The following is a 22,670-nucleotide window of genomic DNA, read 5'->3' on the forward strand; positions in this document are numbered from 1 at the left end:
GCTAGAGGCCCAGGTCCGCCTCGAACTGTCCGGCTTCCAGACGCGCCCGCAGTGTCTGCAGGAAGCGGCCGGCATCCGCGCCGTCGACCAGACGGTGGTCGTAGGTCAGGGACAGGTACATCATCGAGCGGATGGCGATCGAATCGTCGCCGTTCTCATCCTGGACAACCATGGGCCGCTTGACGATGGCGCCGGTCCCGAGGATTCCCACCTGCGGCTGGTTGATGATCGGCGTGTCGAACAGGGCGCCGACGCTGCCGATGTTGGTGATCGAGAAGGTACCGCCGGAGAGCTCGTCGGGAGCGATCTTGTTGCTGCGGGTACGTGCGGCAACATCGGCAATCTTGCCCGCCAAGCCGGCCAGGTTCAGGCTGCCGGCGTCGTTGATCACCGGGACCAGCAGGCCCTTGTCGGTGTCCACCGCAATCGCCAGGTGCTCGGCGTTGTGGTAGGTGATCTCCTGCTTTTCCTCGTCGTACTCGGCGTTCAGCTTCGGATGCTGCTTGAGCGCCTCCGCGACGGCCTTGGCGATGAAGGGCAGGTACGTCAGCTTGACGCCGTTCTGCTCCTGGAAGGACTTCTTGGCACGCTCGCGCAGCTTGGCCACCTTGGTCATGTCGACCTCGTGGACCTGGGTGAGCTGGGTGGAAGCGTCCAGCGATTCGCGCATCCGGCGGGCGATCACCTGGCGGATCCGCGGTGCCTTCTCGACCGTGCCGCGCTTGGCCGAGGCCGCGGCGTCCGCCGGAGCCTTCGCGGCGGCTGCCGGTGCTGCGGCCGGCTTGGCGGATTCGGCCGCCTCCAGCACGTCCTGCTTGCGGATCCGTCCGCCCACGCCGGTGCCCTTGACGGCGGACAGGTCCACGCCGTGCTGGTTGGCCAGCTTGCGGACCAGCGGGGTGACGTAGCCGGCGTCCGGGCCCGCGGCGGGCTCGGCGGCGGCCGGTGCTGCCTGGGGGGCTGCCGCCTCCGGAGCCTCGGCCTTGGGAGCCTCGGCCTTGGGGGCCTCGGCCTTGGGAGCTTCGGCCTTGGGAGCTTCGGCCTTGGGAGCTTCAGCGGTCGGCTGTTCGGCGGAAGGCTCCGCCACCGGGGCTTCGCGTTCCTCGGCAGGCGCGGCGGCCACCGGCTCGGCTTCCTTCGGCTCGGCCTTGGCGGGGCCGGCACCGGTGCCGATGATGGCCAGCACCGAACCGACCTCGGCGGTCTCATCCTCGGCGACCTTGATCTCCTGGACCGTGCCGGCCACCGGGGACGGGATCTCCGTGTCTACCTTGTCGGTGGAGACCTCGAGCAGCGGCTCATCGACCTCGACTGTGTCGCCCACCTGCTTCAGCCAGCGGGTGACCGTTCCCTCGGTCACGCTTTCGCCCAGGGCCGGGAGGGTTACCTCGGTGCCCTCGCCGGAACCGGCGGCCGGGGCCTCCTCGGCCGGAGCTTCCTCGGCGGGGGCTTCCTGCCGCGGCTCCTCCTGCTTCGGTGCCTCCTCGGCGGGGGCTTCCTGCTGGGGGGCTTCAGCCTCCTGCTGCGTCGCCGGCGTTTCTTCGGCGGCCTCGCCGGAGCCGGAACCGTCGCCAATGCGCACCAGCGGGGCTCCGACGTCGGCGGTTTCGTCCTCGGCGACCAGGATCTCTTCGATCACACCGGCTACCGGAGAGGGGATCTCGGTGTCGACCTTGTCGGTGGAAACCTCGAGCAGGGGTTCGTCGACTTCGACCCGGTCGCCGACCTGTTTCAGCCAGCGGGTCACAGTGCCTTCGGTGACGCTTTCACCGAGGGCGGGCAAGTTCACGGTTTCAGACATGTGGTGCCCGTTCTCCTTTGAGTCTATTTTCCGGCCTGGCCGGTACATCGAGTCTTGTCTTGAGCCTAGTGCACCCGCCCCGCGGGGACGGGTGCACCAGGGAGGGCTTGTTAGCCGTGCAGCGGGCGGCCGGCCAGCGCCATGGCGGCCTCGCCGAGGGCCTCGTTCTGCGTGGGGTGCGCGTGGATGAGCGCCGCGACGTCCTCCGGGTAGGCTTCCCAGCTGACGATCAGCTGCGCCTCGCCGATCTGCTCGCCGATGCGGCCGCCGATCATGTGCATGCCCACAATGGGGCCGTCCTTTTCGCGGACCATCTTGATCATGCCGCTGGTGCCCAGGATCGAGCTCTTGCCGTTGCCGGCCAGGTTGTACTCGACGGTCTCCACGTTGTCCTTGCCGAACTTCTCCTCGGCCTGCGGCTGGCTGAGGCCGACGGAGGCAATCTCCGGATCGCAGTAGGTGACCTTCGGGATGTTGATGTCTTCGATGAGGGCCGGCTTGTTGCCGGCAATCTCCTCGGCCACGAAGATGCCCTGCTGGAATCCGCGGTGGGCCAGCTGGACGCCGGGAACAATGTCGCCGACGGCGTAGATGTTGCCGACACCGGTGTGCAGCCGCTCGTTGGTGATCACGAAGCCGCGGTCAACCGTGAGGCCGGCTTCCTCGAAGCCCAGGCCTGCGGTGCTCGGTCCGCGCCCGACGGCAACCAGCATCAGGTCGGCCTGGAACGTCTTGCCGTCGGCGAGGGTGACCACCACGCCGTCGTCGTTCTGTTCCACCTTTTCGAAGAAAACGCCGGTGTTGAACTTGATGCCGCGCTTCTTGAACGCGCGCTCCAGCTGCTTGATGATGGCCGGGTCCTCGTTGGGCACCAGCGAGGGCAGGCCCTCGACGATGGTGACGTCAACGCCGAACGAGTTCCATACCGAGGCGAACTCGACGCCGATGACGCCGCCGCCGAGCACCACGGCGCTCTTGGGCAGGGTGTCCATCTTCAGGGCATGGTCGGACGTGATGACCTTGCCGCCGATTTCCAGGCCGGGGAGGGTCTTGGAGTAGGAGCCGGTGGCCAGGACGATGTTCTTGCCCTTGTAGGCGGTGCCGCCGACCTCGATGGTGTCCTTGCCGACGAGCTTGCCTTCGCCTTCGATGACGGTGATGCCCTTGGACTTGACCAGGCCGGTCAGGCCCTTGAACTTCCCGGCGATGACACCGTCCTTGTAGGCATTGACGGCGGCCATGTCGATGGAATCGAGGCTCACGTTCACGCCGTACTTCGCGGCGTCCTTGGCATGGTCGGCCAGCTCGGCCGAATGCAACAGCGCCTTGGTGGGGATGCAGCCGTTGTGCAGGCAGGTGCCGCCGAGCTTGCCCTTTTCCACCAGACCGACGCTGAAGCCCAGCTGCACGGCGCGGAGGGCAGCGGCATAACCGCCGCTGCCGCCGCCGAGGATCAGGATGTCGAATTCTTGCGCTGTTGCCGAATCGGCCACGTGAACGCTCCCTCGCGTGTTCGCAACGTGTGGTGACACGTCGATGAGTTGATTGGGGTTGACGAACGAAGTTGGTTGGGTCTCACCTTAGCCCTCCCGCATACCATCATCTAGTTGGTGACGGCCCCAACAGGCCGGATTGTGTGCGGATTCACGCGGGCGTGCCGCGGGGCGCGGGCCTTTAGGAGCTGCGGGCCACTACATCCTCGGCATAGGCCACCAGCGTGCGGACGGCGACGCCGGTGCCCTCCTTCGGGGTGTAGCCGTGCGGAGATCCTTCGTTGAAGGCCGGGCCGGCGATGTCCAGGTGGGCCCACGGGATGCGCGCGCCGCCGGATTCGCCCACGAACTCGCGCAGGAAGATCGCGGCCGTCAGCATGCCGCCGTACTTGTCGCCCATGTTGGACAGGTCTGCCACCTGCGAGTCCAGGCTGGGACGAAGTTCCTCCGGCAGCGGCATCGGCCAGAACAGTTCCCCCGCCCGGTCGGCGGCGGCCTTGACGGCATCACGCACGGGTTCTTCGCCCATGACCGCGGCCACCCGGCTTCCCAGCGCGACCATCTGCGCACCCGTCAGGGTGGCGACGTCCAACAGGACGTCGGGATGTTCCTCGCTGGCGGCGGCCAGTCCGTCGGCCATGACCAGCCGGCCTTCGGCGTCGGTGTTCAACACTTCCACCGTCTTGCCGCCGTACATGGTTAAGACGTCGGAGGGCCGGGACGCGGTGCCGGACGGCATGTTCTCCGCCAGGCAAAGCCACGCCGTGGCCTTCACCGGCAGTCCCAGCTCGGCGATCGCCAGGACGGCGTTCAGCACCACGGCCGCGCCTGCCATGTCGCACTTCATGGTCATCATGCCGGTGGCGGGCTTGAGCGAGAGGCCGCCGGAGTCGAAGGTGATGCCCTTGCCCACGAAGGCGAGCTTCGCCTTGGCCCGGACCGGCGCGTATTCCACCTTGACCAGGCGGGGCGGGCGGCTGGATCCCTTGCCGACACCGGTCAGGCCCCCGTAACCGTCTTTCGCCAGCCGGGCCTCGTCCAGGACGGTGACCTTGACCGGCAGGTTCCGGGCCATCTGGGTGGCCGCCTCGGCGAACGACTCCGGGTACAGGTGGCTCGGCGGCTGGTTGACCAGGGAGCGCGTCGCGTTGACCGCCCGTCCCAGCACCGAGGCCCGCTTGAGTGCCTTCGCCAGTTCCTTGTCGCCGGCAACCGGCGTGATGACGGTGGCTTCCGCCACCGGGCCGCGGGCCCCGGCCGCCCGGGTGCGGTGATCGCTGAAGTCATAGGCGCCCAGGGCGGCGCCTTCGGCGACGGCCGCCGCTTCGGCGACTGTTCCGGCCGGCAGGCCGAGGGCCACCGAGCGGACCCCTGCCAGTTGACGCACCGCCGAGCCGGCGGTGCGGCGCAGGGTTTCTTCCGTCAACGCCTGCCCGGGGAGCAGCTTCCCGACGCCGGCCAGCACCACCACGTCCGCCCCGGCCCCGGGCAGCCCCGGCAGCCGGTGTACCTCGTCGGCCGCGCCGGTGACGCCGAGCAGCGGAAGGGAGTCCTGCAGCGTTTTCGACGCCTTGGCCGGCAGCGGATTCTCCAGCAGGACCGGACCGTCTCCGTCCTGCCCGACCGCAATGACGAGGGCGGCTGACTTGGCCTTTTTGACATCTTTGGCAATGGCGCTGAGCTTGAGCTCGGTCGTGGGGATCACGCAGATCTGTCCTAACTTCTCCTACAGCCGGCCGGCCGGACGGGTAGTGCCCGCCGCCGTTCACCGGTTGCTTACCGTTGTGTCTACAGTAGTTCCAGCAGGAATGAGCCTTTGAAAGGTTGGCCGGAACAGGGCCTGCACCTGTCGATCGTAGTCTCTCCGGCTCCGGATGCGGTGCCGCGCACGCGCTGTCCCGGTCCGCGGGCAGGAATTTTTCCGCCCGCCGGGGCGCTGAACATTGCGAGAGAGCCATGCACGGCAGGGAAACACGATGCCGGAACGGAGGGCACATTGCTGGATCCACGGTCGCTGATGTCGACCAACGCGGAGTTATTCGACTCGCCTGCGCTGCGCGGGCTTGATCTCGTCATGGGATTCACCGGTGCTGCCGAAGCCGGCCACGTGGTGGAACAGATCGGCGACGAGTTGCTCGACGAGCTCGACGCACAGCTGGTCGTCTCTTTCGACGCCGACCAACTGGTGGACTACCGCAGCAGGCGGCCCCGCATCACCTTCGCCGGCGACCGTTTCACCGACTACGAAGCCCCCGCCATCGAGCTGTACCGGCTGGTCGACGGGCTCGGCACGCCGTTCCTGCTGTTGACCGGCCCCGAACCGGACTACCAATGGGAGCGGTTCTCCCGGGCGGTCGTCTGGGTGGCGAACCGGCTCCAGACGCGGCTGGTCGCGTGGGTCCAGTCGCTTCCCATGCCGGTACCCCACACCCGCCCGATCGGCGTCACCGTCCACGGCTCGCGGCAGGACCTGATCGACGGGATCACCAGTTGGAAACCCCAGGCGGAGCTGCAGGCCGGCATCGGCCCGCTGCTGGAAATGCGCCTCGCGGAGGCCGGGCGTGACGTCGTCGGCTATTCCATCCATGTGCCCCACTACCTGTCCGACGCCCAGTACCCGCCGGCCGCCGTCGCGGCGCTGGAGTACATCGGCGCCGCCACCTCGCTGACGTTGCCCACAGACCGGCTGCGCGAGACCGGACGCGAGGTCGAGAGCCAAATCGACCGGCAGGTACAGGACTCTGCGGACGTCCAGCGGGTGGTCGGCCGGCTGGAAGAGCGGTACGACGAGTACGCGGGGCACGAAGAGCGCCGCTCGCTGCTGGTCAAGGACAACGAAGAGCTTCCCGACGCCGACGAGATCGGCGCGGCAGTGGAGGCCTTCCTGGCCACCCAGCCCGCCACCGACGACGACGGCGCCGAAGGAGCCTCCGCGGGGCCCGGCGACGCCGATTAGTCCCGCGCCCCGGGCCGTGGGCAAGATGGAGCAATGGATTCGCGGCGTGCTTGGTGGGTGTGGGGGAGCGGGATATTCGCCTATTTGGTGGCGATCACCCAGCGGACGACCTTCGGCGTAGCAGGCCTGCAGGCCACCGAGCGCTTTGACGCCACCGCCGCCGCGTTGTCGACGTTCACCGTGGTTCAACTGGTGGTGTACGCGGGGCTGCAGATCCCCGTCGGCCTCATGGTGGACAAATACGGGCCCCGGCTGATGGTGGCCGGAGGGGCCGTGCTGATGCTGGCCGGGCAAACCGCCCTGGCCTTCGCGTCCTCCGTCCCCGAAGGGCTGGCCGGACGCGTCCTCGTCGGTGCCGGCGACGCGATGACCTTCGTGTCCGTGCTGCGGCTGCTGCCCAGTTGGTTCAGCGGCAAGCACATCCCGTTGCTGACCCAGTTGACCGGCCAGCTGGGCCAGATCGGCCAACTGATCAGCGTCATCCCGTTCGTGGCCATCCTTAACCTTGCGGGTTGGACGCCGGCTTTCCTCTCTGTTGCCGCGCTCTCCGCGGTGGCCTTTGTCCTTGCCCTCGCGGTGGTCCGCAACGAGCCCGGCCCCCGGCGGACGGCCCCGCAGCCGACCCTGCGCCAGACCGGCGCGTCGCTGGCCGAAGCGTGGCGGGAACCGGGAACGCGACTGGGACTGTGGACCCATTTCACGGTCCAGTTCCCCGCGAACGTGTTCATGCTCATGTGGGGCTACCCATTCCTGGTGTCCGCCCAGGGCCTGACGCCGACGGAAGCCTCGGTGCTGATGACGGCAGCGGTCATGACCTCCTTCGTCGCCGGCCCGTTGCTGGGCCGCTGGGTGGGCCGGCATCCCCTGCGGCGCTCCACGATGGTCCTGCTGATCGTCGGGGCCATGTCGGCCGCCTGGCTGTGCGTGCTGGTTTACCCGGGCCCGGCACCGTTCTGGCTGCTTCTGCTGCTGGTCATGGCCGTGGCGGTCGGCGGCCCGGGTTCCATGATCGGCTTCGACTTCGCCCGGACCTTCAATCCGCTCAGCCGCGCCGGAACGGCCACCGGAATTGTCAACGTCGGCGGCTTCATCTCGGCGCTGCTGGTGATGCTCGGCATGGGCGTGGTGCTCGATGCCCTGCTGGCCAGCGGGTTCTCGCAGGGCGACCTGTACGCGCTGGACTCGTTCAAGCTGGCCTTCAGCCTCCAGTTCCTCTTCCTGATCGCGGGCACGCTGGCGATGCTGGCCGTGCGCAAACGCGTACGTACCCGGATGTCGCACGGCGGGATCACCGTGCCGCCGCTGCGTGACGCGCTGGCACGGGAGCGCCGCCGGCGGCGCCAACGGATCCGGGAACGCAGGGGGAACGGCGGAACCCGGGGCGGGTAAGCAACCCTCCCTCCACGGTTGAGCACCTTCCCTCCACCTGGGCTTCTGCAGGGCACTTGTCCACAGGGGAGCCCCCTCGGCTGGCCGCCGGGCAGGCAGCGGCGGAAGGCTCCTGTCATGGAGAAGAAGAAGTTCACCGCCCGCCGCTCCGTCGACATTCTCGGTTTCGTGCCGCATGCGCTGGGATTCCTTCCCGCCGACAGCGTGGTGCTGCTGGCCCTGTCCCAAGGCCGTTTGGGCGCGACCCTCCGCCTGGACCTCCCCGCCAGCGGGGACGGCTGCCACCTCGAACTGTTTGCCGAAGCAGCGGCGGACTATCTGCGCTCCGATGAGGACGCCGACTCCGCGCTGCTCATCCTGTACACGGACCACCCCTGGCGTTCGCCGGAGCGGCCGCCCCATGCCCGGCTCGTGGCCGCCCTCGGCCGTTCCCTGTCCGCCGCCGGGCTGCCGGTCCGCGCGGGCTGGACGGTTGGCCCACGGCATTGGCGCGAGCTTTATTGCGGCGACACCGAATGCTGTCCGCTGCCCGGGCGTCCGGTGTCACAGATCCGGGACAGTGCCCTGAACGCCGAACTCGTCTACAGCGGCAGCACCTATGCGGCATCCGCAGCGGAGGCCGTGGCCGTCCCACGGGCCGCAACCTCCGGCGCACCCTACGCGGCCGCCGCATCCGGCCGGAAGACGGGGGCAGCCGCCGCACCGCCGCCGGCAGCGTCCGCGGCACCCGACGTGGCACCCGACGTGGCGGCCGGGATACAGCTGGAGGCGGACCGGCTGGCCGCGGAAACCGCGGGAGGGTGGACCCATGCGGCCTTCTACTTCCACACCCTCCGCCGCTGGGAGCATTCCCTGGCAGCGCACCAAGCCGGAACCCTCACGGCCGAAGCGCAGGCCTTCCTGCTGGCGAGCCTGACCGACAACGCGGTACGGGACGGTGTCGCCATCTTCGCCTGCAGCAGTCCCGAGACGGCGTTCCTCTGGGCCGAGGCGTCCGGCCTCCTCGATGACGCGGACCGGGCGGCGGGAGCCGCGCCGCCCGCCGTTCCGTTGCCCGAGTCCGGCGATCCTGCGGCAGCGCGGGGCTGGTCCAAAATCCTGATCGGCGAGTCGCCCCACGCTCCGGACTGGGATCGCGTGGACGCCACGGCACACCTGCTCTCCCGCCTGCACGCGGTCGGAACGGGGCCCTCCCGCGCTGCCGCCGGCACGCTGCATGCCTGGATCGAATGGGCCCGGGGGCGCGGTACGCATGCGCATCAACGGGCCGAAGCATGCCTTCGCGAATGGCCCGGCTACCGGCTGGCGGAACTAGTGCGGGAACTGGCGGACAGCGGAATGCTGCCGGTGTGGGCGCGCCGGCGGGAGACGGCCTGGCCGGGCCGGAGGCACCTGACCGCATGACCGCGGCGTCCGCGGGGGGTCGAAAATCAGTTCATCCGGCGGTCTGAATCGTGAGACAATGGGAACCGAGACCCGGTTGGGTTCGTGTTTCAAACAGCGGTAGTTCCTGCGGGAATACCGCCGCCGCGGATCAGGTTATGCCATGCAGACCCTGCGTCCGTGGCTTGGTTTGAATTCATTCACGGACTTGACAGGGTCATAGTGGTGTTACCCGCAGGTAGCGCCACAGACCGCCGTACGAAAGGTTCTCTGTGTCACCGGACAAGAAGACTGCTGCAGCTCCCGATGAGGAGACTGCTGCCTCCGCTCCGAAAAAGTCCGCGACGACCAAGCGCGCGGGCGCCCAGTCAGCGGCAGCGGCGGAAGCTGCTCCCAAACGGCGCGGCCGCAAGCCCGGTGCCGCCGCCAAGAAGGATGAGGCGAACACCGCCGAGCTGGCTACAGAAGAAGTCGACGAGGATCCCGAGGTTGAGCCGGAGCCCACGGAGGAAGATGTAGAAGCCACCGAGGAAGCCGGCGCCAAGAAGGGCAAGGAAGGCGAGACCGGGTCCGGGTTTGTTTACTCCGACGCCGACGACGACGACGCCCCCGCCCAGCAGGTGGTCTCGGCCGGCGCCACCGCCGACCCCGTCAAGGACTACCTGAAGCAGATCGGCAAGGTCGCCCTGCTGAACGCCGAGCAGGAAGTCGACCTCGCGCTGCGGATCGAGGCCGGTCTCTTCGCCGAAGAGAAGCTGGCCAAGGACGACGGCACCATGGAGACGCGCCTGCGGCGCGACCTGGAGCAGATTGTCCACGACGGCAAGCGCGCCAAGAACCACCTGCTGGAAGCCAACCTCCGCCTGGTGGTCTCGCTGGCCAAGCGCTACACCGGCCGCGGCATGTTGTTCCTGGATCTGATCCAGGAAGGCAACCTGGGCCTCATCCGCGCCGTCGAGAAATTCGACTACACCAAGGGCTTCAAGTTCTCCACCTACGCGACCTGGTGGATCCGGCAGGCCATCACCCGCGCCATGGCGGACCAGGCCCGCACCATCCGCATCCCGGTGCACATGGTGGAAGTCATTAACAAGCTGGCCCGCGTGCAGCGCCAGATGCTCCAGGACCTGGGCCGCGAGCCTACTCCCGAGGAGCTGGCCAAGGAACTGGACATGACACCGGAAAAGGTCGTCGAGGTCCAGAAGTACGGCCGGGAGCCGATCTCGCTGCACACGCCGCTGGGCGAAGACGGCGACTCGGAGTTCGGCGACCTGATCGAAGACTCCGAAGCCGTGGTTCCCGCCGACGCGGTCAGCTTCACCCTGCTGCAGGAACAACTCCACTCGGTGCTGGACACGCTGTCCGAGCGCGAAGCCGGCGTGGTGGCCATGCGCTTCGGACTCACCGACGGCCAGCCGAAGACTTTAGACGAAATCGGCAAGGTCTACGGCGTCACGCGGGAGCGCATCCGCCAGATCGAATCCAAGACCATGTCCAAGCTGCGGCACCCGTCGCGGTCGCAGGTACTCCGCGACTACCTGGACTGATCCGACTGCGCAGCAGGGCCGGCACCCGCAAGGGGCCGGCCCTGTTGCGTTAACCGGCCACCGGCAAGGGGCCGGCCCTGCTGCTTTAGCCGGCGGGAGCAGGGGAGGGGAAGGGGTCCCGCGTTGCGGCGTCAGGTACGCGGGTGCCCCGACGGAAAGGCTCTCGGAAACGCAAAGGGCGCCGTTCCCCCTGCGGGGAACGGCGCCCTTGGACCGGGAACCGGGCGGACCTGACGGACCGCACCGGGAACGGGCTGCCGCTGCAGCCGTTCCCGGGGAAACCTATTCGGCGGCGGCGCCGGCCTTTTCGGTCAACCGGCTGGTTTCGTCCTGCCATTCCGAGGCCTTGGAGCGAAGCTGCGGCTCATGCTGACGGGCATGGTGCCCGCAGAAGAGGAGTTCGCCGCCGGAGGAGGCCAGGACAACCCGTACATAGGCTTGGGCACCACACCGGTCGCATCGATCCAATGCGGTCAGTTCACGGGGGGCTACTGCTGTCGTCATGATGACCTCCTTACGAGTGCGTCTATCCATAGAACCATCCGAAGCCCGGAAATCTTCGCAAGATGGGGTCACTTTCGCTCACCGCGTATCACGTGTGGGTAACAGCCGGGAGCTGCGTCACATGCCGGCATGCGCCCCGGCGCGGTGCGCAAGCCCGCCCGCAAAGGGGATTAGCCTAGTAACGGTCCGTTATTCGCGGCGGACCGCGGCCAAGGACCGCAGTTCTGTCTGCCAAGGAGCACTCGTACACGTGGCGCCAACGAAGTCTGAGTACACAGCACGCCATCTTTCCGTCCTGGAAGGGCTGGAAGCCGTCCGCAAGAGGCCGGGCATGTACATCGGGTCCACGGATTCCCGCGGGTTGATGCACTGCCTCTGGGAAATCATCGACAACTCCGTCGACGAGGCGCTGGCCGGGTACGGGCAGAGCATCAAGATCACGCTGCACCCGGACGGCTCGGTGGAGATCCACGACGACGGCCGCGGCATCCCGGTGGACATCGAACCAAAGACCGGCTTGAGCGGCGTCGAAGTGGTGTTCACCAAGCTGCACGCCGGCGGCAAGTTCGGCGGCGGCTCCTACACGGCCTCCGGCGGCCTGCACGGCGTCGGCGCCAGCGTGGTCAACGCCCTGTCCTCCCGCCTGGATGTCCAGGTGGACCGCGGCGGCAAGACCTACCAAATGTCCTTCCGCCGCGGCGAGCCGGGCAAGTTCATCGACACCGGCAGGGGGCCGGGCCCGGAGTCCGCGTTCGAGCCGTTCGTCACGGGCTCCAAACTGGAAGTGGTCGGCACCGCCAAGCGCGGCGTGACCGGAACGCGCATCAGGTACTGGGGCGACCGGCAGATTTTCACCCCGGACGCCAAGTTTTCCTACGAAGAGCTGCAGAACCGGGCGCGGCAAACCTCGTTCCTGGTTCCGGGGCTGAAGATCACGCTGCGCGACGAGCGCAGGTTGGCCGGCACCGCCGGCGAGAACGGCCCGATCGAGGAAGTGTTCCACCACGACGGCGGCATCGCCGAGTTCGTCGAATACCTGGCCAACGACAGCGCCGTCACGGATGTCTGGCGCTTCCACGGCTCCGGCAAGTTCAAGGAAACCGTTCCGGTACTCGACGAAAACGGGCACAGCAAGATCGCCGAGGTCGACCGCGACTGCCACGTGGACGTCGCCCTGCGCTGGGGCATTGGCTACGACACCACGGTCCGTTCCTACGTGAACATCATTGCCACCCCCAAGGGCGGCACGCACCAGGCCGGCTTCGAACAGGCGCTGTTGAAAACCTTCCGGAAGGTGATCGAGGCGAACGCCCGCAAGCTGAAGGCCGGCAGCGACAAGATCGAGAAGGACGACGTCTTCGCGGGACTCACCGCGGTGCTCACCGTGCGCCTGGCCGAGCCGCAGTTCGAAGGCCAGACCAAGGAGATCCTGGGCACCTCCGCCGTCCGCGCCATCGTGTCCCGCGTGGTGGAAAAGGAGCTGGCCGCCAAGCTGGGGTCCTCGAACCGCGGGGACAAGGCCCAATCCGCGCTGCTGCTGGAAAAGGTCGTCAGCGAGATGAAGTCCCGCATCTCGGCCCGCGTCCACAAGGAGACGCAGCGGCGCAAGAATGCGCTGGAGACGTCCTCCATGCCGGCAAAGCTGATCGACTGCCGCACCAGCGAAGTCGAACGCTCCGAGCTGTTCATCGTCGAGGGCGACAGCGCGTTGGGCACGGCACGGCTGGCCCGCTCATCCGACCACCAGGCGCTGCTGCCGATCCGCGGCAAGATCCTCAACGTGCAGAAGGCGTCGGTGGGCGACATGCTCTCCAACGCCGAATGCGCGGCCATCATCCAGGTGGTGGGCGCCGGGTCAGGGCGCAGCTTCCAGCTGGACGCGGCCCGCTACGGCAAGGTCGTCCTCATGACGGACGCCGACGTCGACGGCGCGCACATCCGCACGCTGCTGCTCACGCTCTTCTTCCGCTACATGCGCCCCCTGGTCGACGCCGGCCGCGTGTACGCCGCGGTGCCCCCGCTGCATCGGGTGGAGATCATCAATCCGGGCTCCAAGGCCAACGAGGTCGTGTACACCTATTCGGAGAACGAGCTTCACAAACTGCTCGCCACCCTGGAGAAGGACGGCCGGAAGTACAAGGAGCCGATCCAGCGCTACAAGGGCCTGGGCGAGATGGACGCCGACCAGCTGGCCGAGACCACCATGGAGCCCCGCCACCGAACGCTGCGCAGGGTGCGGATCGAGGATGCCGAAGCGGCCGAGCGTTCCTTCGACCTGCTGATGGGCTCCGACGTGGCGCCGCGCAAGGAGTTCATCGTGGCCGGCGCCTCCATGCTGGACCGGGAACGGATCGACGCCTAGGGGGCCAGCCCGGGTGCCACCAGCAGGACGGTCGGCACTGCCAGCAGCAACGCCGCGGCCAGCAGTACCGCGGACCGGGCCGCCCGGCCGAGGGCCGGAACAGGGGAGAGCAGCCGCCGGAGCCGGTGCGCGGTGACAAAGGACTCCGCCTCGGCGGCGCCGAGCAAACCCTTCGCCGGGTCGCCCAGGCCGGCGGCCGGGCCTGCCGTCGCCGGCCGCTCACCGGCGGCGACGACGGCGATCGCACGCACCAGCGTCTCGCGGGCCGACGTCTTCAGGGCATGGTCGTCCGCGAGCATCTCGATCAGCTCGTTCACCGCCGTCCGGGCCAGCTTGGAGGTGGGGAGCCAGGGCAGGGCCGCCCGCCAGGCGGCGAAGGCCCACAGCAGCAGGTCGTGGCGCTGTTCCAGGTGCGCCTTTTCGTGCGTCATGACGGCGTGCAGTTCGTCCGGCGAGAGCAACTCGAGCAGGCCGTTCGAGAGCACCGTGACGGAGCCGCCGCCGCCGGGCAGGCAGTACGCCACCGGCGCCGGATGGTTGATCACCAAGGTGCGCGGGGAGTCTTCGGACGGGGAGCTGAGCAGATTCAGCAGGTCGCGGTGCCGGCCGCGCTGTTTGCGGATCTTGTAGTAGGTCAGCAGCAGCGTGAAGACCAGGTGCACGGTCAGCAGCAGGGCGGCGCTGAGCGCGAACACGTGCACCAGGTCCAGGCCGGTGTCAGGACTGTCGTCCAGCAGAAGGCCGGTCAGGCCCCGGAGGCCGGCCAGCAGGTGGTCTCCCAGCGGTTCCAAGCCCCACGTCAGCATGGCGCCGATCATGGACAGGCCGCCGGCCAGGGCGATGGCCTGCCAGAGCACCAGCGCCGTCCCGGGACTGCGGGCCGTCCAACGTGCCCGCGAGAGCAGGATGGGGGCAGGCCACGCCAAAATGACCGCCATGGCGGCCAGCAGGTAGGAGGCCAGGAACATTCAGGTCAGTTGGAGGAGAGGATCTTGCGCAGGGTTTCCGCTTCCTCGTCGCTGACCGTGCCGATAAAGCGGGCCAGGACGGCCTCGCGGTCCGGGGCCGAGCCCAGAACCTCGTGCATCAGCTCCACGGTGTGCTCTTCACGGCTTGTCACCGCCCGGTAGCGGTGGGGGCGGATGTCGCGGCCGCGCTGGACCAGCCCCTTCTTCTCGAGCCGAGACAGGACCGTCAGCACCGTCGTGACGGCCAGCTCCTTGCCGTCCGCCCCGTCCGCGGAGACCTGCGCCAACGTGTCGCGCAGCTCATTGGCGGTCAGTCCGCCTTCGGCCGGATCGGCGGCGTTCTGGGACCACAGCACGTCCATGACCGCCCGTTCCAAATCTCCGAGAGTAGCCATCTGGTTCCTTTTCGTCATTTAACGTCGCATCTGCGGCGCGCAGAATCTTTCCGCGACCGTGCTCTTGGTCTCTAATTTACCGTCTTTCGTGCAAATGTTCTACAGTTCGTAGAAGATTAAGTTCTACGGCTTGTAGAAATGAGTTCCGGCGCAGTACGGAACCCAGGTCAGTCCGGGAGGCAGCGGCAATGGAAGCACTTGAAATCGCGCGGTGGCAGTTCGGTATCACCACTGTCTACCACTTCCTGATGGTGCCGCTGACCATCGGACTGGGACTGCTCGTCGCGATCATGCACACGGCCTGGTACCGCACCGGCAAGGACCAGTACCTGAGGATGACCAAGTTCTGGGGCAAGCTGTTCCTGATCAACTTCATCATGGGCGTGGCGACCGGCCTGGTCCAGGAATTCCAGTTCGGGATGGCCTGGAGCGAGTACAGCCGCTTCGTCGGCGACGTCTTCGGCGCGCCGCTGGCCATGGAGGCGCTGCTCGCGTTCTTCGTCGAGTCCATCTTCCTGGGGCTGTGGATTTTCGGCTGGGGCCGGCTGCCCAAAGCGGTGCACCTGCTCAGCATCTGGGGCGCCTCGCTGGCCACCGTCTGCTCCGCCTACTTCATCCTGGCCGCGAACTCCTGGATGCAGCATCCGGTCGGCGTCGAAATGATCGACGGGCGGCCGGTGATGGTGGACGTCTGGGCGGTGCTGACCAACAACACGCTGCTGGTGGCCTTCCCGCACACCATCTTCGGCGCCACCTCGGTGGCCGGCGGATTCCTGCTGGGCATCAGCTGGTACCACCTGTGGAAGCGCCGCCGCGACGGGATCGACACCGTGGGCCCGGACGGCACGGTGGTCGTCGGATCCGACCCGGCGCGCGGCAGGGATGCGGCCGACCACAAGGTCTGGCTCCGCTCGCTGCGGATCGGCGCCGTCGTCGCCGTCGTCTCCTTCGCCGGGGTGTCCCTCACCGGGGACCTGCAGGCCAAACTGATGTTCGAGCAACAGCCCATGAAGATGGCCGCGGCGGAGGCGGCCTGCCACGACGGCACGGGCTTCTCCATCCTGACGGTCGGCGACCTCGGATCCAACGACTGCGACGACATGGTCGCCGTGGTGGAACTGCCCGGACTGCTCTCCTTTATGGCCAACGGCGACTTCGACACCGAGATCCGGGGCATCAACAGCCTGCTGCCGGAGTACCAGGAGCGCTTCGGAACGCACCTGCCCGACAACCCGATCTACGGCGAGCGCGCCGGCAGCGAAATCGACTACGTGCCGGTCATGGAAGTCACCTACTGGGGCTTCCGGATGATGATCACCTTCGGCATGCTGGCCGCCGCGGCCGCCGCCGTCGCCTTGTGGGTGGTGCGCAAGGGCACGGTGCCCGAATCGAAGTGGCTGATGCGGCTGGCCGTGTTCGGAATCCTGGCCCCGTTCGGCGCCAACTCGGCGGGCTGGATCTTCACCGAAATGGGCCGCCAGCCGTTCGTCGTGGCACCCAACCCGGATCCCGACGGCATCGACAACGTCTTTATGTTCACGGCCGCGGCCGTGTCGCCGGGCGTCTCGCTGGGGGAGCTGGTTTTCTCGCTCAGCGCCTTCACCTTGGTCTACGGCTCGCTGCTGGTGGTGGAAGTGAAACTGCTCGCTGCCTACTGCCGCGGCGGGGTGCCCGCGGCGATGCCCGAACTGCTGCACGCGGCGTCCGCGGACGGCCCGGGCAAGGACGGCGGCACCGGCGGCGGCCGCGGCAAGGACGGAGACGGAACAGGCGGAGACGGCAAAGACCCTGATGACGTGCTCGCCTTCGCGTACTGAACCGGCTCCTACGGATCGATAAGGACGACTCATGGAAACCCTGCCCACCATCTGGTTCATTGTCATCGCCTTCTTTTGGACCGGGTACCTGTTCCTGGAAGGATTCGACCTCGGCGTCGGCATGATGATGCGCGGCTTCGCCCGGAACAACACGGAACGCCGCGTGCTGCTCAACACCATCGGCCCGGTCTGGGACGGCAACGAAGTCTGGCTCGTCACCGCCGGTGCCGCCACGTTTGCGGCTTTCCCGGAGTGGTACGCCGCCCTGTTCTCCGGCCTGTACCTTCCGCTGGTGCTCGTGCTGCTGGCCCTGATCTTCCGAGCCGTCGGCATCGAATACCGCGGCAAGGTGGACACCGACCGGTGGCGGGCGCGCTGGGACTGGGCGATCGCGCTGGGCTCGTTGGTCGCGGCCTTCGGCGTCGGGGCCATGCTCGGCCTGACCACCACCGGGCTGCCGCTCAACGCCAACGGCGACCGGGTGGGCGGACCGTTCGCCTGGTTCAACGGCTACGCCGTGCTCGGCGGGCTGGCGGTGGTCGGCTTCAGCCTGGTCCACGCGGCGGCGTTCCTGGCGCTGAAGACCGACGGCGAGGTCCGGCTGCGGGCCAAGGCACTGGTCCTGCGCTGGCTGCCGGTGGCGCTGCTGCCGATGGCCGCCTGGGCCGCCGTGTTGGTGCTGCGCCACGGCAAGGCCGTCACGGTGGCGACGCTGTTGCTGGCCGCCCTCGGCGCGGCGGCGGCCTGGCTGCTGGCCAAGGCCGGCCGGGACGGACTCTCCTTCGCCGGACTGGGTACCTTCGTGGTCGCCGGGTCGGCTACCATCTTCACCGCGGTGTTCCCCACGGTACTGCCCTCGACCATCGACGAGGCCTTCAGCCTGACGGTGGGTTCGGCGTCGTCGTCGGACTACACGCTGGGCGTGATGAGCGTGGTGGCGCTGTTCGGCATCCCGGCCGTGCTGGTCTATCAGGGCTACACGTACTGGGTGTTCCGCAAGCGCGTGAGCGCCTCCGCCATCCCCGCAGCACACGCCGTCACCGCACAGTGAAGCCGGTGCTTCCGGTGGGCGCCGCCGGCAAACGTGCGCTCTACCTGCTGGGACTGGCCGCGGCCGTCAAGGCCGGCGGCTTGGTCCTGCTCGCTTCGGCGGTGGCCGCCGGGGTGGCGGGCGTGGCGGCGGGGACGTTCAGTTGGGACGCTGTCCTGCTGCCCGGCGCCCTCGGCGCCGTCCTGCGCGCGGCCGCTGCCTGGGGCCAGGACGTGGCCGCGCAGCGGGCGGCGGCCGGCATCAAGGAGGACCTGCGGGCCCGCCTCGCTGCCCGGATCCTGCACGACGGCGGCGCCTCCCCGGCAGGGCGCGACGGCTCCGCCCCGGGCGAGGGTGCCCTGAGCGTGCTGGCCACCCGGGGACTGGACAACCTAGATGACTACTACGCCAAGTACCTGCCGGCCCTGGTGACCTGCGCCACCATACCGCTGCTGGTGGGGCTGCGGATCCTGGCCGCGGACTGGGTGAGCGCGCTGATCGTGGTGCTCACGCTGCCGCTGGTGCCGGTCTTCATGATCCTGATCGGCAAGCACACCGAAGACCGGACCAAACAGGCGGCCGCGGCCTTGGACCGCCTGTCCGACCACCTGCTGGAACTGGCCCGGGGACTGCCGGTCTTGGTCGGCCTGGGCCGGGCCGCCGCGCAGACCCGGGCCCTGGGCGACGTCGCCCGCGCCTACCGGGAACGGACCCTGACCACCCTGCGGGTTGCCTTCCTGTCCTCACTGGCACTGGAACTGATCGCCACCATTTCCGTGGCCGTGGTTGCGGTGTTCGTGGGCATCCGGCTGGTCTACGGCGGAATGGAACTCGAAGCCGGGCTGCTGGCCCTGATCTTGGCTCCGGAGTGTTTCCAGCCGCTGCGCGACCTCGGCTCGGCGCATCACGCGAGCGAAGACGGCCTGGAAGCCCTCGAGCGCAGCAAGGCCGTGTTGGACGCGCCGGCGGGCCGGCCGCTGGTCGCCGCTGCGGACCCCGGGCACCGGCCCGGGGCGGTGCGCGGTGAGGCGCCGGAGCTGCGGGTAGCCGGGCTGGCCGCCGCTTACCCGGGCCGCGGCCGGGTGCTGGAAGGGCTGGACTTCACCGCTCCGGCCGGCCGCATCACCGCCTTGTCCGGGCCGAGCGGCGGCGGCAAGACCACGGTGCTGGAGATCCTGGCGGGACTGCGCCGGGACGGGGCGGGCATCCGGCTGGCCGGCCGGGTGTCCGGCCTCGACCGCGGCCGGATCGCGTGGATCCCGCAGCACCCGGTTCCCTCCGAGGCCACGGCGGCCGAGGAGGTGGCGCTGTATGCGGGGCTGGCAGGACCGGCCGGGCGTCTTGCGGCGGAGGAAGCGCTGGCGCAGGTCAATGCCGCCGGCCTGGCGGACGCGGACACCGGCGACCTCAGCCCGGGAGAGCTGCGCCGCGTGGCCGTGGCACGGGCCTTGGCCCGGATTGAACACGTCCCCGGTGTGGACGTGCTGCTGGCCGATGAACCTACCGCACACGTGGATGAACGCAGCGCCCGGGCCATCGAGGCCGCCCTGGACCGGCTCCGCGGCCGGGTGACCACCGTGCTGGTGGCCCACGACCCGGACACCGCGGCGCTCGCCGACCACGTGGTGCCGGTGATGCCGGCGCCCCGGGAAACCGCTGCTGCCGCCCCGGCGGGGACGGAGGGTGTGCGGTCCCCGGCAGCGGGGATCGAACGCGGCGGGCCGGCGCCCGGAGCAAGGGCTGGCGCCGGAACGGAAGCGCCGGGGGAGGGCGGCACAACGGAAGCGGCGGCGGAGGACGCCGCCGGCGCCGGACCCGGCCTGTGGCGGCAGGCGGCCCTGCTGCGGCCGTGGAGCGGCAGGTTCCTGGCCGCCCTGTGCTTTGGCCTCGGCGCGGCGCTCTTCGCCGTCGCGCTGGCGGGCCTGTCCGGCTGGCTGATCGTCTATGCCAGCGAACAGCCGCCGATCCTGTACCTGATGACCTCCATCGTCGGTGTCCGGTTCTTCGGGATCGGGCGGTCGGTACTGCGCTACCAGGAGCGGCTGAAGCTGCACGACGCCGTCTTTGAAAGCACCGACCGGCTGCGGATCAGGCTGTGGAACGGGCTGCTGCAGCGGCCGGCAGCGTGGCGGCGGCTGGCCCGCGGCGGCGGCGCCCTGGAACGGCTGGTCGGAGACGTGGACGAACTGCGGGACATCGCCCCCCGGGCCGTCTTCACCCCGCTGGTCGGCCTGCTGGTGGCCGCCGCGTCCTGCGTGGCCACCGCCCTGCTGATGCCCGCGGCCCTGGGCTGGCAGCTGCTGCTCTCCGGGATCTGCGTGCTGGGTGCCCCGGCCCTGACGCGCTGGGCGGACCGCCACGCGCAGGCAACCACCGTGCGGATCAAGGGCAGGTCGCTGAACGCCTTCACGCGGCTGCTGGCCGCCGCACCCGACCTGGCCGCCAACACGGCTGCCGGGCCACTGCTGCTGCGTGCCCGCCGCCTCGACCGGGAAGCGACCGCCGCCGAGCAGCGCAGCGCCTGGGCGCAGGGCCTGGGACACGCGCTGACCGTGCTGGCCTGTTCCCTCTCGGCCGTCGTGATGCTCGGTTCGGCGGGAGGCACCGCGCCAGGGGTGGTGGCCGTCGTCGTCCTGATGCAGCTGGCGCTGGCCGAACCTTTCATGGCGGTGAACACCGCGGTGCAGCAATGGGGCGCCTGGCGCGCCGCCGGTGCGCGCGTCATCCCGGAGCTGGGCAGCGGCGGCGCGGACCCGGCCCGCCAAGCGCGGCGGGAAGCTCCGGTCGAGGCGCTGGAACTGCGCAACGCGTCCTACCGGTACCCGGGCGCCGGCCACGACGCCTTCACCGGCGTGGACCTGCGGGTGGAGCGCGGACAATGGCTGGCGGTCACCGGCCCGTCGGGCAGCGGGAAGTCCACGCTGCTCGGCGTGCTGCTGGGCTTCCTGCCACTGGGCTCCGGCCGCTACCTGGTCAACGGGACGGCCGGCGGGGCTCCGCGGTCGGCCATCGCGTGGATGCCCCAGGAAGCGCACCTGTTCAACTCGACGCTCCGCGCCAATCTGCTGCTGGCCCGGCCGGCCACGGACCCGCCGGCCGAAGAGGAGATGCGCTCGGCGCTCGCCGCCGTGGGGCTGGGCGGATTCCTGGCCGGACTGCCGCACGGGCTGGGCACCCGGATCGGGCCGGGCGGGCACTTCCTCTCCGGCGGCCAGCGGCAGCGGCTCGCCGTGGCCCGGGCGCTGCTGGCCGACTCCGATGTGGTGCTGCTGGACGAACCGGCCGCGCACCTGGACCGCGAGGCCGGGGACGCGTTGCTGGCCGATCTGCGCCGCGGGCTCGCCGGCAAGGCAGTGGTCATGGTGACGCACGACGAGCGGCAAGCCGCATGGTGCGAGCTTCGGCTGCATCTGCCTACCGGCACGTACGCCGCTGCCCTAAGCTGAGGCAATGACCAATTCCGACCTGCCGGTCGTTCCCGGCGGAGCCCTGCGTTGGCGTCCCATGTCCGCCTCGGACATCGAGGGATGGCACCAGTTGATCCTTCGGATGGCCGCGGTGGACAAACCGGTCTGGACCGAGACGACGGCGGATCTGGCGGAGGCGTTCGACGACCCTGCCAACGACCCCGCTGAGTGCACCGCCATCGGGTTGGATGCCGGCGGGACGGTGCGTGCCGTGGGCCGGGTCTACGCGAATGCCGGCTCGCCCGTCGCCCACACCTGGGGCGGGGTGGATCCGGACTGGCGCCGCCGCGGCATCGGCAGGGCGCTCTACGAGTGGCAGGCCGACCGCCAGCGCCGCCGGTTCAGCGCGGCCGGCATCAGCGGCGGCGTCCTGCGGAGCAGCACGGAGGAACAAGATCCGGCGCACAACGCGCTGATGGAAGCGGTGGGCGCCACGGTGGTCCGCTACTTCACCGAAATGACCCGGCCGCTGGAGGAGATCCCGGAGGCGCCGCTGCCGCAGGGCTTCGTGTTTGTGGACCTGGACCCGGGCGACAGCGACGCAGTGCGGCTGGCCCACAACGAGGCGTTCGCGGACCACTGGGGCAGCGAGCCGAGGGACGAGCGCCGGTGGAAGACCCTGGTGCAGCACCCGGAGACTAGGCCGGAGTGGAGCATGTCGGTGGTGGAGGCCGCCTCCGGCGAGACAGTGGCGTACCAGGTGGCCAGCTTTGATCCGCGGTACAAGCTGCAGTCAGGGTATGACGAAGGATTCACGAACCTCCTCGGCGTCCGCAGGCCGTGGCGCGGCCGCGGGCTTGCCCAGTCGCTGCTGGCCGAAGCGATGCGCCGGTTCCGGGCCGGCGGGATGGCACATGCCGGGCTGGGCGTGGACACCGAGAACCCCAGCGGGGCGCTGGCCCTCTACACCCGGATGGGCTACCTGCCGACCAAGCGCTATCTGGACTATGAACTGCCGCTGACCTGACGCAGGCAGGGGAGGAGGACCCCGACGCCGTGCACCGCCGACGTCGTGCACCGCGGCCGGGCGGCCGCTACGCCCCGACGTCGTGCAGGTGATGCGTGACGTCGTGCAGGAAGTAGCTGCCGAGCGTGACGACGGTGAAGGCCGAACCGTTGCTGCGCCTGCCGCGGCGGTCCCACTCAGCCGGGGTCACCGCATTGAAGCCGGCCGCGACCTCCGCGGCTGCTGCAGCCAGCTCCTCGGCGACGGCGCGCGGGTCCTGGCCGGCGTAACGTCCCTCAACGGCGGCGGCGTTCTGGTCCCAGTCGGCAAACTCCGGGTTGTCCTGGCCGAGCATCAGCTGCAGCCGGGCATCGAATACGCGGCAGGCGTCACGGACGTGGGCGGCGTACTCCAGCACAGACCACGTCGAGTCGTCGGGGCGGACGTGGGCGCCGGGCTCCGCCAGGGCCGCCTGCCAGCGGGGCACCGTGGCCAGCACCTCCGGGCCGATCCGGTCCGGCGTGACGACGGCCGGGTCGAAGCCGCATTCGGGGCAGGGCCGCTCGGTGACCCACGTCCAGTCCTTGGTGTCGGGGATGATCGCCATGCTCC

At 69.3% G+C, this 22,670-nt stretch carries 16 protein-coding genes; 9 read left to right on the top strand and 7 right to left on the bottom strand.

Translation table 11 applies throughout. The features are described 5' to 3' along the window. Window position 1 precedes the first annotated feature (1 nt). The 3 genes from sucB to AC5RVZ_RS21085 form a co-directional block, all read right to left on the bottom strand. Window positions 2–1,801: a 2-oxoglutarate dehydrogenase, E2 component, dihydrolipoamide succinyltransferase gene (gene sucB / locus AC5RVZ_RS21075; protein WP_494067634.1), complete on the bottom strand. Its 1,800-nt coding sequence runs from the start codon at window positions 1,799–1,801 to the stop codon at window positions 2–4. 110 nt (window positions 1,802–1,911) lie between these two features. Continuing rightward, complete coding sequence (gene lpdA / locus AC5RVZ_RS21080; protein WP_494067635.1) at window positions 1,912–3,294, bottom strand: dihydrolipoyl dehydrogenase; 1,383 nt, start codon at window positions 3,292–3,294, stop codon at window positions 1,912–1,914. 181 nt (window positions 3,295–3,475) lie between these two features. Continuing rightward, window positions 3,476–4,999 carry a leucyl aminopeptidase gene (locus AC5RVZ_RS21085; protein WP_494067636.1) on the bottom strand — a complete coding sequence of 508 codons (1,524 nt, stop codon included), beginning with the start codon at window positions 4,997–4,999 and terminating at the stop codon, window positions 3,476–3,478. Window positions 5,000–5,311: 312 nt separating this feature from the next. On the opposite strand from AC5RVZ_RS21085, the gene AC5RVZ_RS21090 reads away from it, so the two are divergent. The 4 genes from AC5RVZ_RS21090 to AC5RVZ_RS21105 all read left to right on the top strand — a co-directional run bounded on the left by AC5RVZ_RS21090 (window position 5,312) and on the right by AC5RVZ_RS21105 (window position 10,569). Beyond that, a complete protein-coding gene (locus AC5RVZ_RS21090; protein ID WP_494001242.1) occupies window positions 5,312–6,250 on the top strand; it encodes a proteasome assembly chaperone family protein in 939 nt (312 codons plus the stop codon). 33 nt (window positions 6,251–6,283) lie between these two features. Beyond that, window positions 6,284–7,639: an MFS transporter gene (locus AC5RVZ_RS21095; RefSeq protein ID WP_494067637.1), complete on the top strand. Its 1,356-nt coding sequence runs from the start codon at window positions 6,284–6,286 to the stop codon at window positions 7,637–7,639. Between the two features lie 117 nt (window positions 7,640–7,756). After that, window positions 7,757–9,043, top strand: a complete 1,287-nt coding sequence (locus AC5RVZ_RS21100) for a DUF4192 domain-containing protein (protein ID WP_494067638.1) — start codon at window positions 7,757–7,759, stop codon at window positions 9,041–9,043. Between the two features lie 251 nt (window positions 9,044–9,294). Beyond that, the gene (locus AC5RVZ_RS21105) at window positions 9,295–10,569 is read left to right on the top strand and encodes an RNA polymerase sigma factor (RefSeq protein WP_494067639.1); all 1,275 of its coding nucleotides are present in this window, start codon (window positions 9,295–9,297) and stop codon (window positions 10,567–10,569) included. A gap of 282 nt (window positions 10,570–10,851) precedes the next feature. Here the strand turns inward: AC5RVZ_RS21105 and AC5RVZ_RS21110 are convergent, their stop codons facing one another. Continuing rightward, on the bottom strand, window positions 10,852–11,073 hold the full coding sequence (locus AC5RVZ_RS21110; protein ID WP_493999501.1) for a DUF7455 domain-containing protein: 222 nt from the start codon (window positions 11,071–11,073) through the stop codon (window positions 10,852–10,854). A 250-nt stretch (window positions 11,074–11,323) separates the two neighbouring features. Here AC5RVZ_RS21110 and AC5RVZ_RS21115 point away from each other — a divergent pair, with 250 nt between their 5' ends. Next, entirely contained in the window at window positions 11,324–13,435 is a 2,112-nt protein-coding gene (locus AC5RVZ_RS21115; RefSeq protein ID WP_493999502.1) for a DNA gyrase/topoisomerase IV subunit B, read from the top strand. Here AC5RVZ_RS21115 and AC5RVZ_RS21120 read toward each other — a convergent pair. Both AC5RVZ_RS21120 and AC5RVZ_RS21125 read right to left on the bottom strand, forming a co-directional pair. Continuing rightward, the gene (locus AC5RVZ_RS21120; RefSeq protein WP_494067640.1) at window positions 13,432–14,403 is read right to left on the bottom strand and encodes a M56 family metallopeptidase; all 972 of its coding nucleotides are present in this window, start codon (window positions 14,401–14,403) and stop codon (window positions 13,432–13,434) included. The genes AC5RVZ_RS21115 and AC5RVZ_RS21120 overlap by 4 nt on opposite strands. 5 nt (window positions 14,404–14,408) lie before the next feature. Beyond that, a complete protein-coding gene (locus AC5RVZ_RS21125) occupies window positions 14,409–14,798 on the bottom strand; it encodes a BlaI/MecI/CopY family transcriptional regulator (RefSeq protein WP_494013835.1) in 390 nt (129 codons plus the stop codon). Window positions 14,799–14,986: 188 nt separating this feature from the next. On the opposite strand from AC5RVZ_RS21125, the gene AC5RVZ_RS21130 reads away from it, so the two are divergent. The 4 genes from AC5RVZ_RS21130 to AC5RVZ_RS21145 are packed head-to-tail and all read left to right on the top strand — an operon-like array spanning window position 14,987 to window position 22,079. Next, complete coding sequence (locus AC5RVZ_RS21130) at window positions 14,987–16,615, top strand: cytochrome ubiquinol oxidase subunit I (protein WP_494067641.1); 1,629 nt, start codon at window positions 14,987–14,989, stop codon at window positions 16,613–16,615. 31 nt (window positions 16,616–16,646) lie between these two features. Next, window positions 16,647–17,666: a cytochrome d ubiquinol oxidase subunit II gene (gene cydB, locus AC5RVZ_RS21135; protein ID WP_494050044.1), complete on the top strand. Its 1,020-nt coding sequence runs from the start codon at window positions 16,647–16,649 to the stop codon at window positions 17,664–17,666. Window positions 17,667–17,671: 5 nt separating this feature from the next. After that, window positions 17,672–21,091 (top strand): thiol reductant ABC exporter subunit CydD, encoded by a 3,420-nt coding sequence (gene cydD / locus AC5RVZ_RS21140; protein ID WP_494067642.1) that lies wholly within the window; start codon window positions 17,672–17,674, stop codon window positions 21,089–21,091. Window positions 21,092–21,095: 4 nt separating this feature from the next. Next, window positions 21,096–22,079 carry a GNAT family N-acetyltransferase gene (locus AC5RVZ_RS21145; protein ID WP_494067643.1) on the top strand — a complete coding sequence of 328 codons (984 nt, stop codon included), beginning with the start codon at window positions 21,096–21,098 and terminating at the stop codon, window positions 22,077–22,079. Window positions 22,080–22,146: 67 nt separating this feature from the next. Here AC5RVZ_RS21145 and AC5RVZ_RS21150 read toward each other — a convergent pair whose 3' ends face one another. Beyond that, window positions 22,147–22,665 (bottom strand): DinB family protein, encoded by a 519-nt coding sequence (locus AC5RVZ_RS21150; RefSeq protein ID WP_494067644.1) that lies wholly within the window; start codon window positions 22,663–22,665, stop codon window positions 22,147–22,149. Window positions 22,666–22,670 lie beyond the last annotated feature (5 nt).

This window comes from Arthrobacter sp. Cza30 (assembly GCF_059090765.1).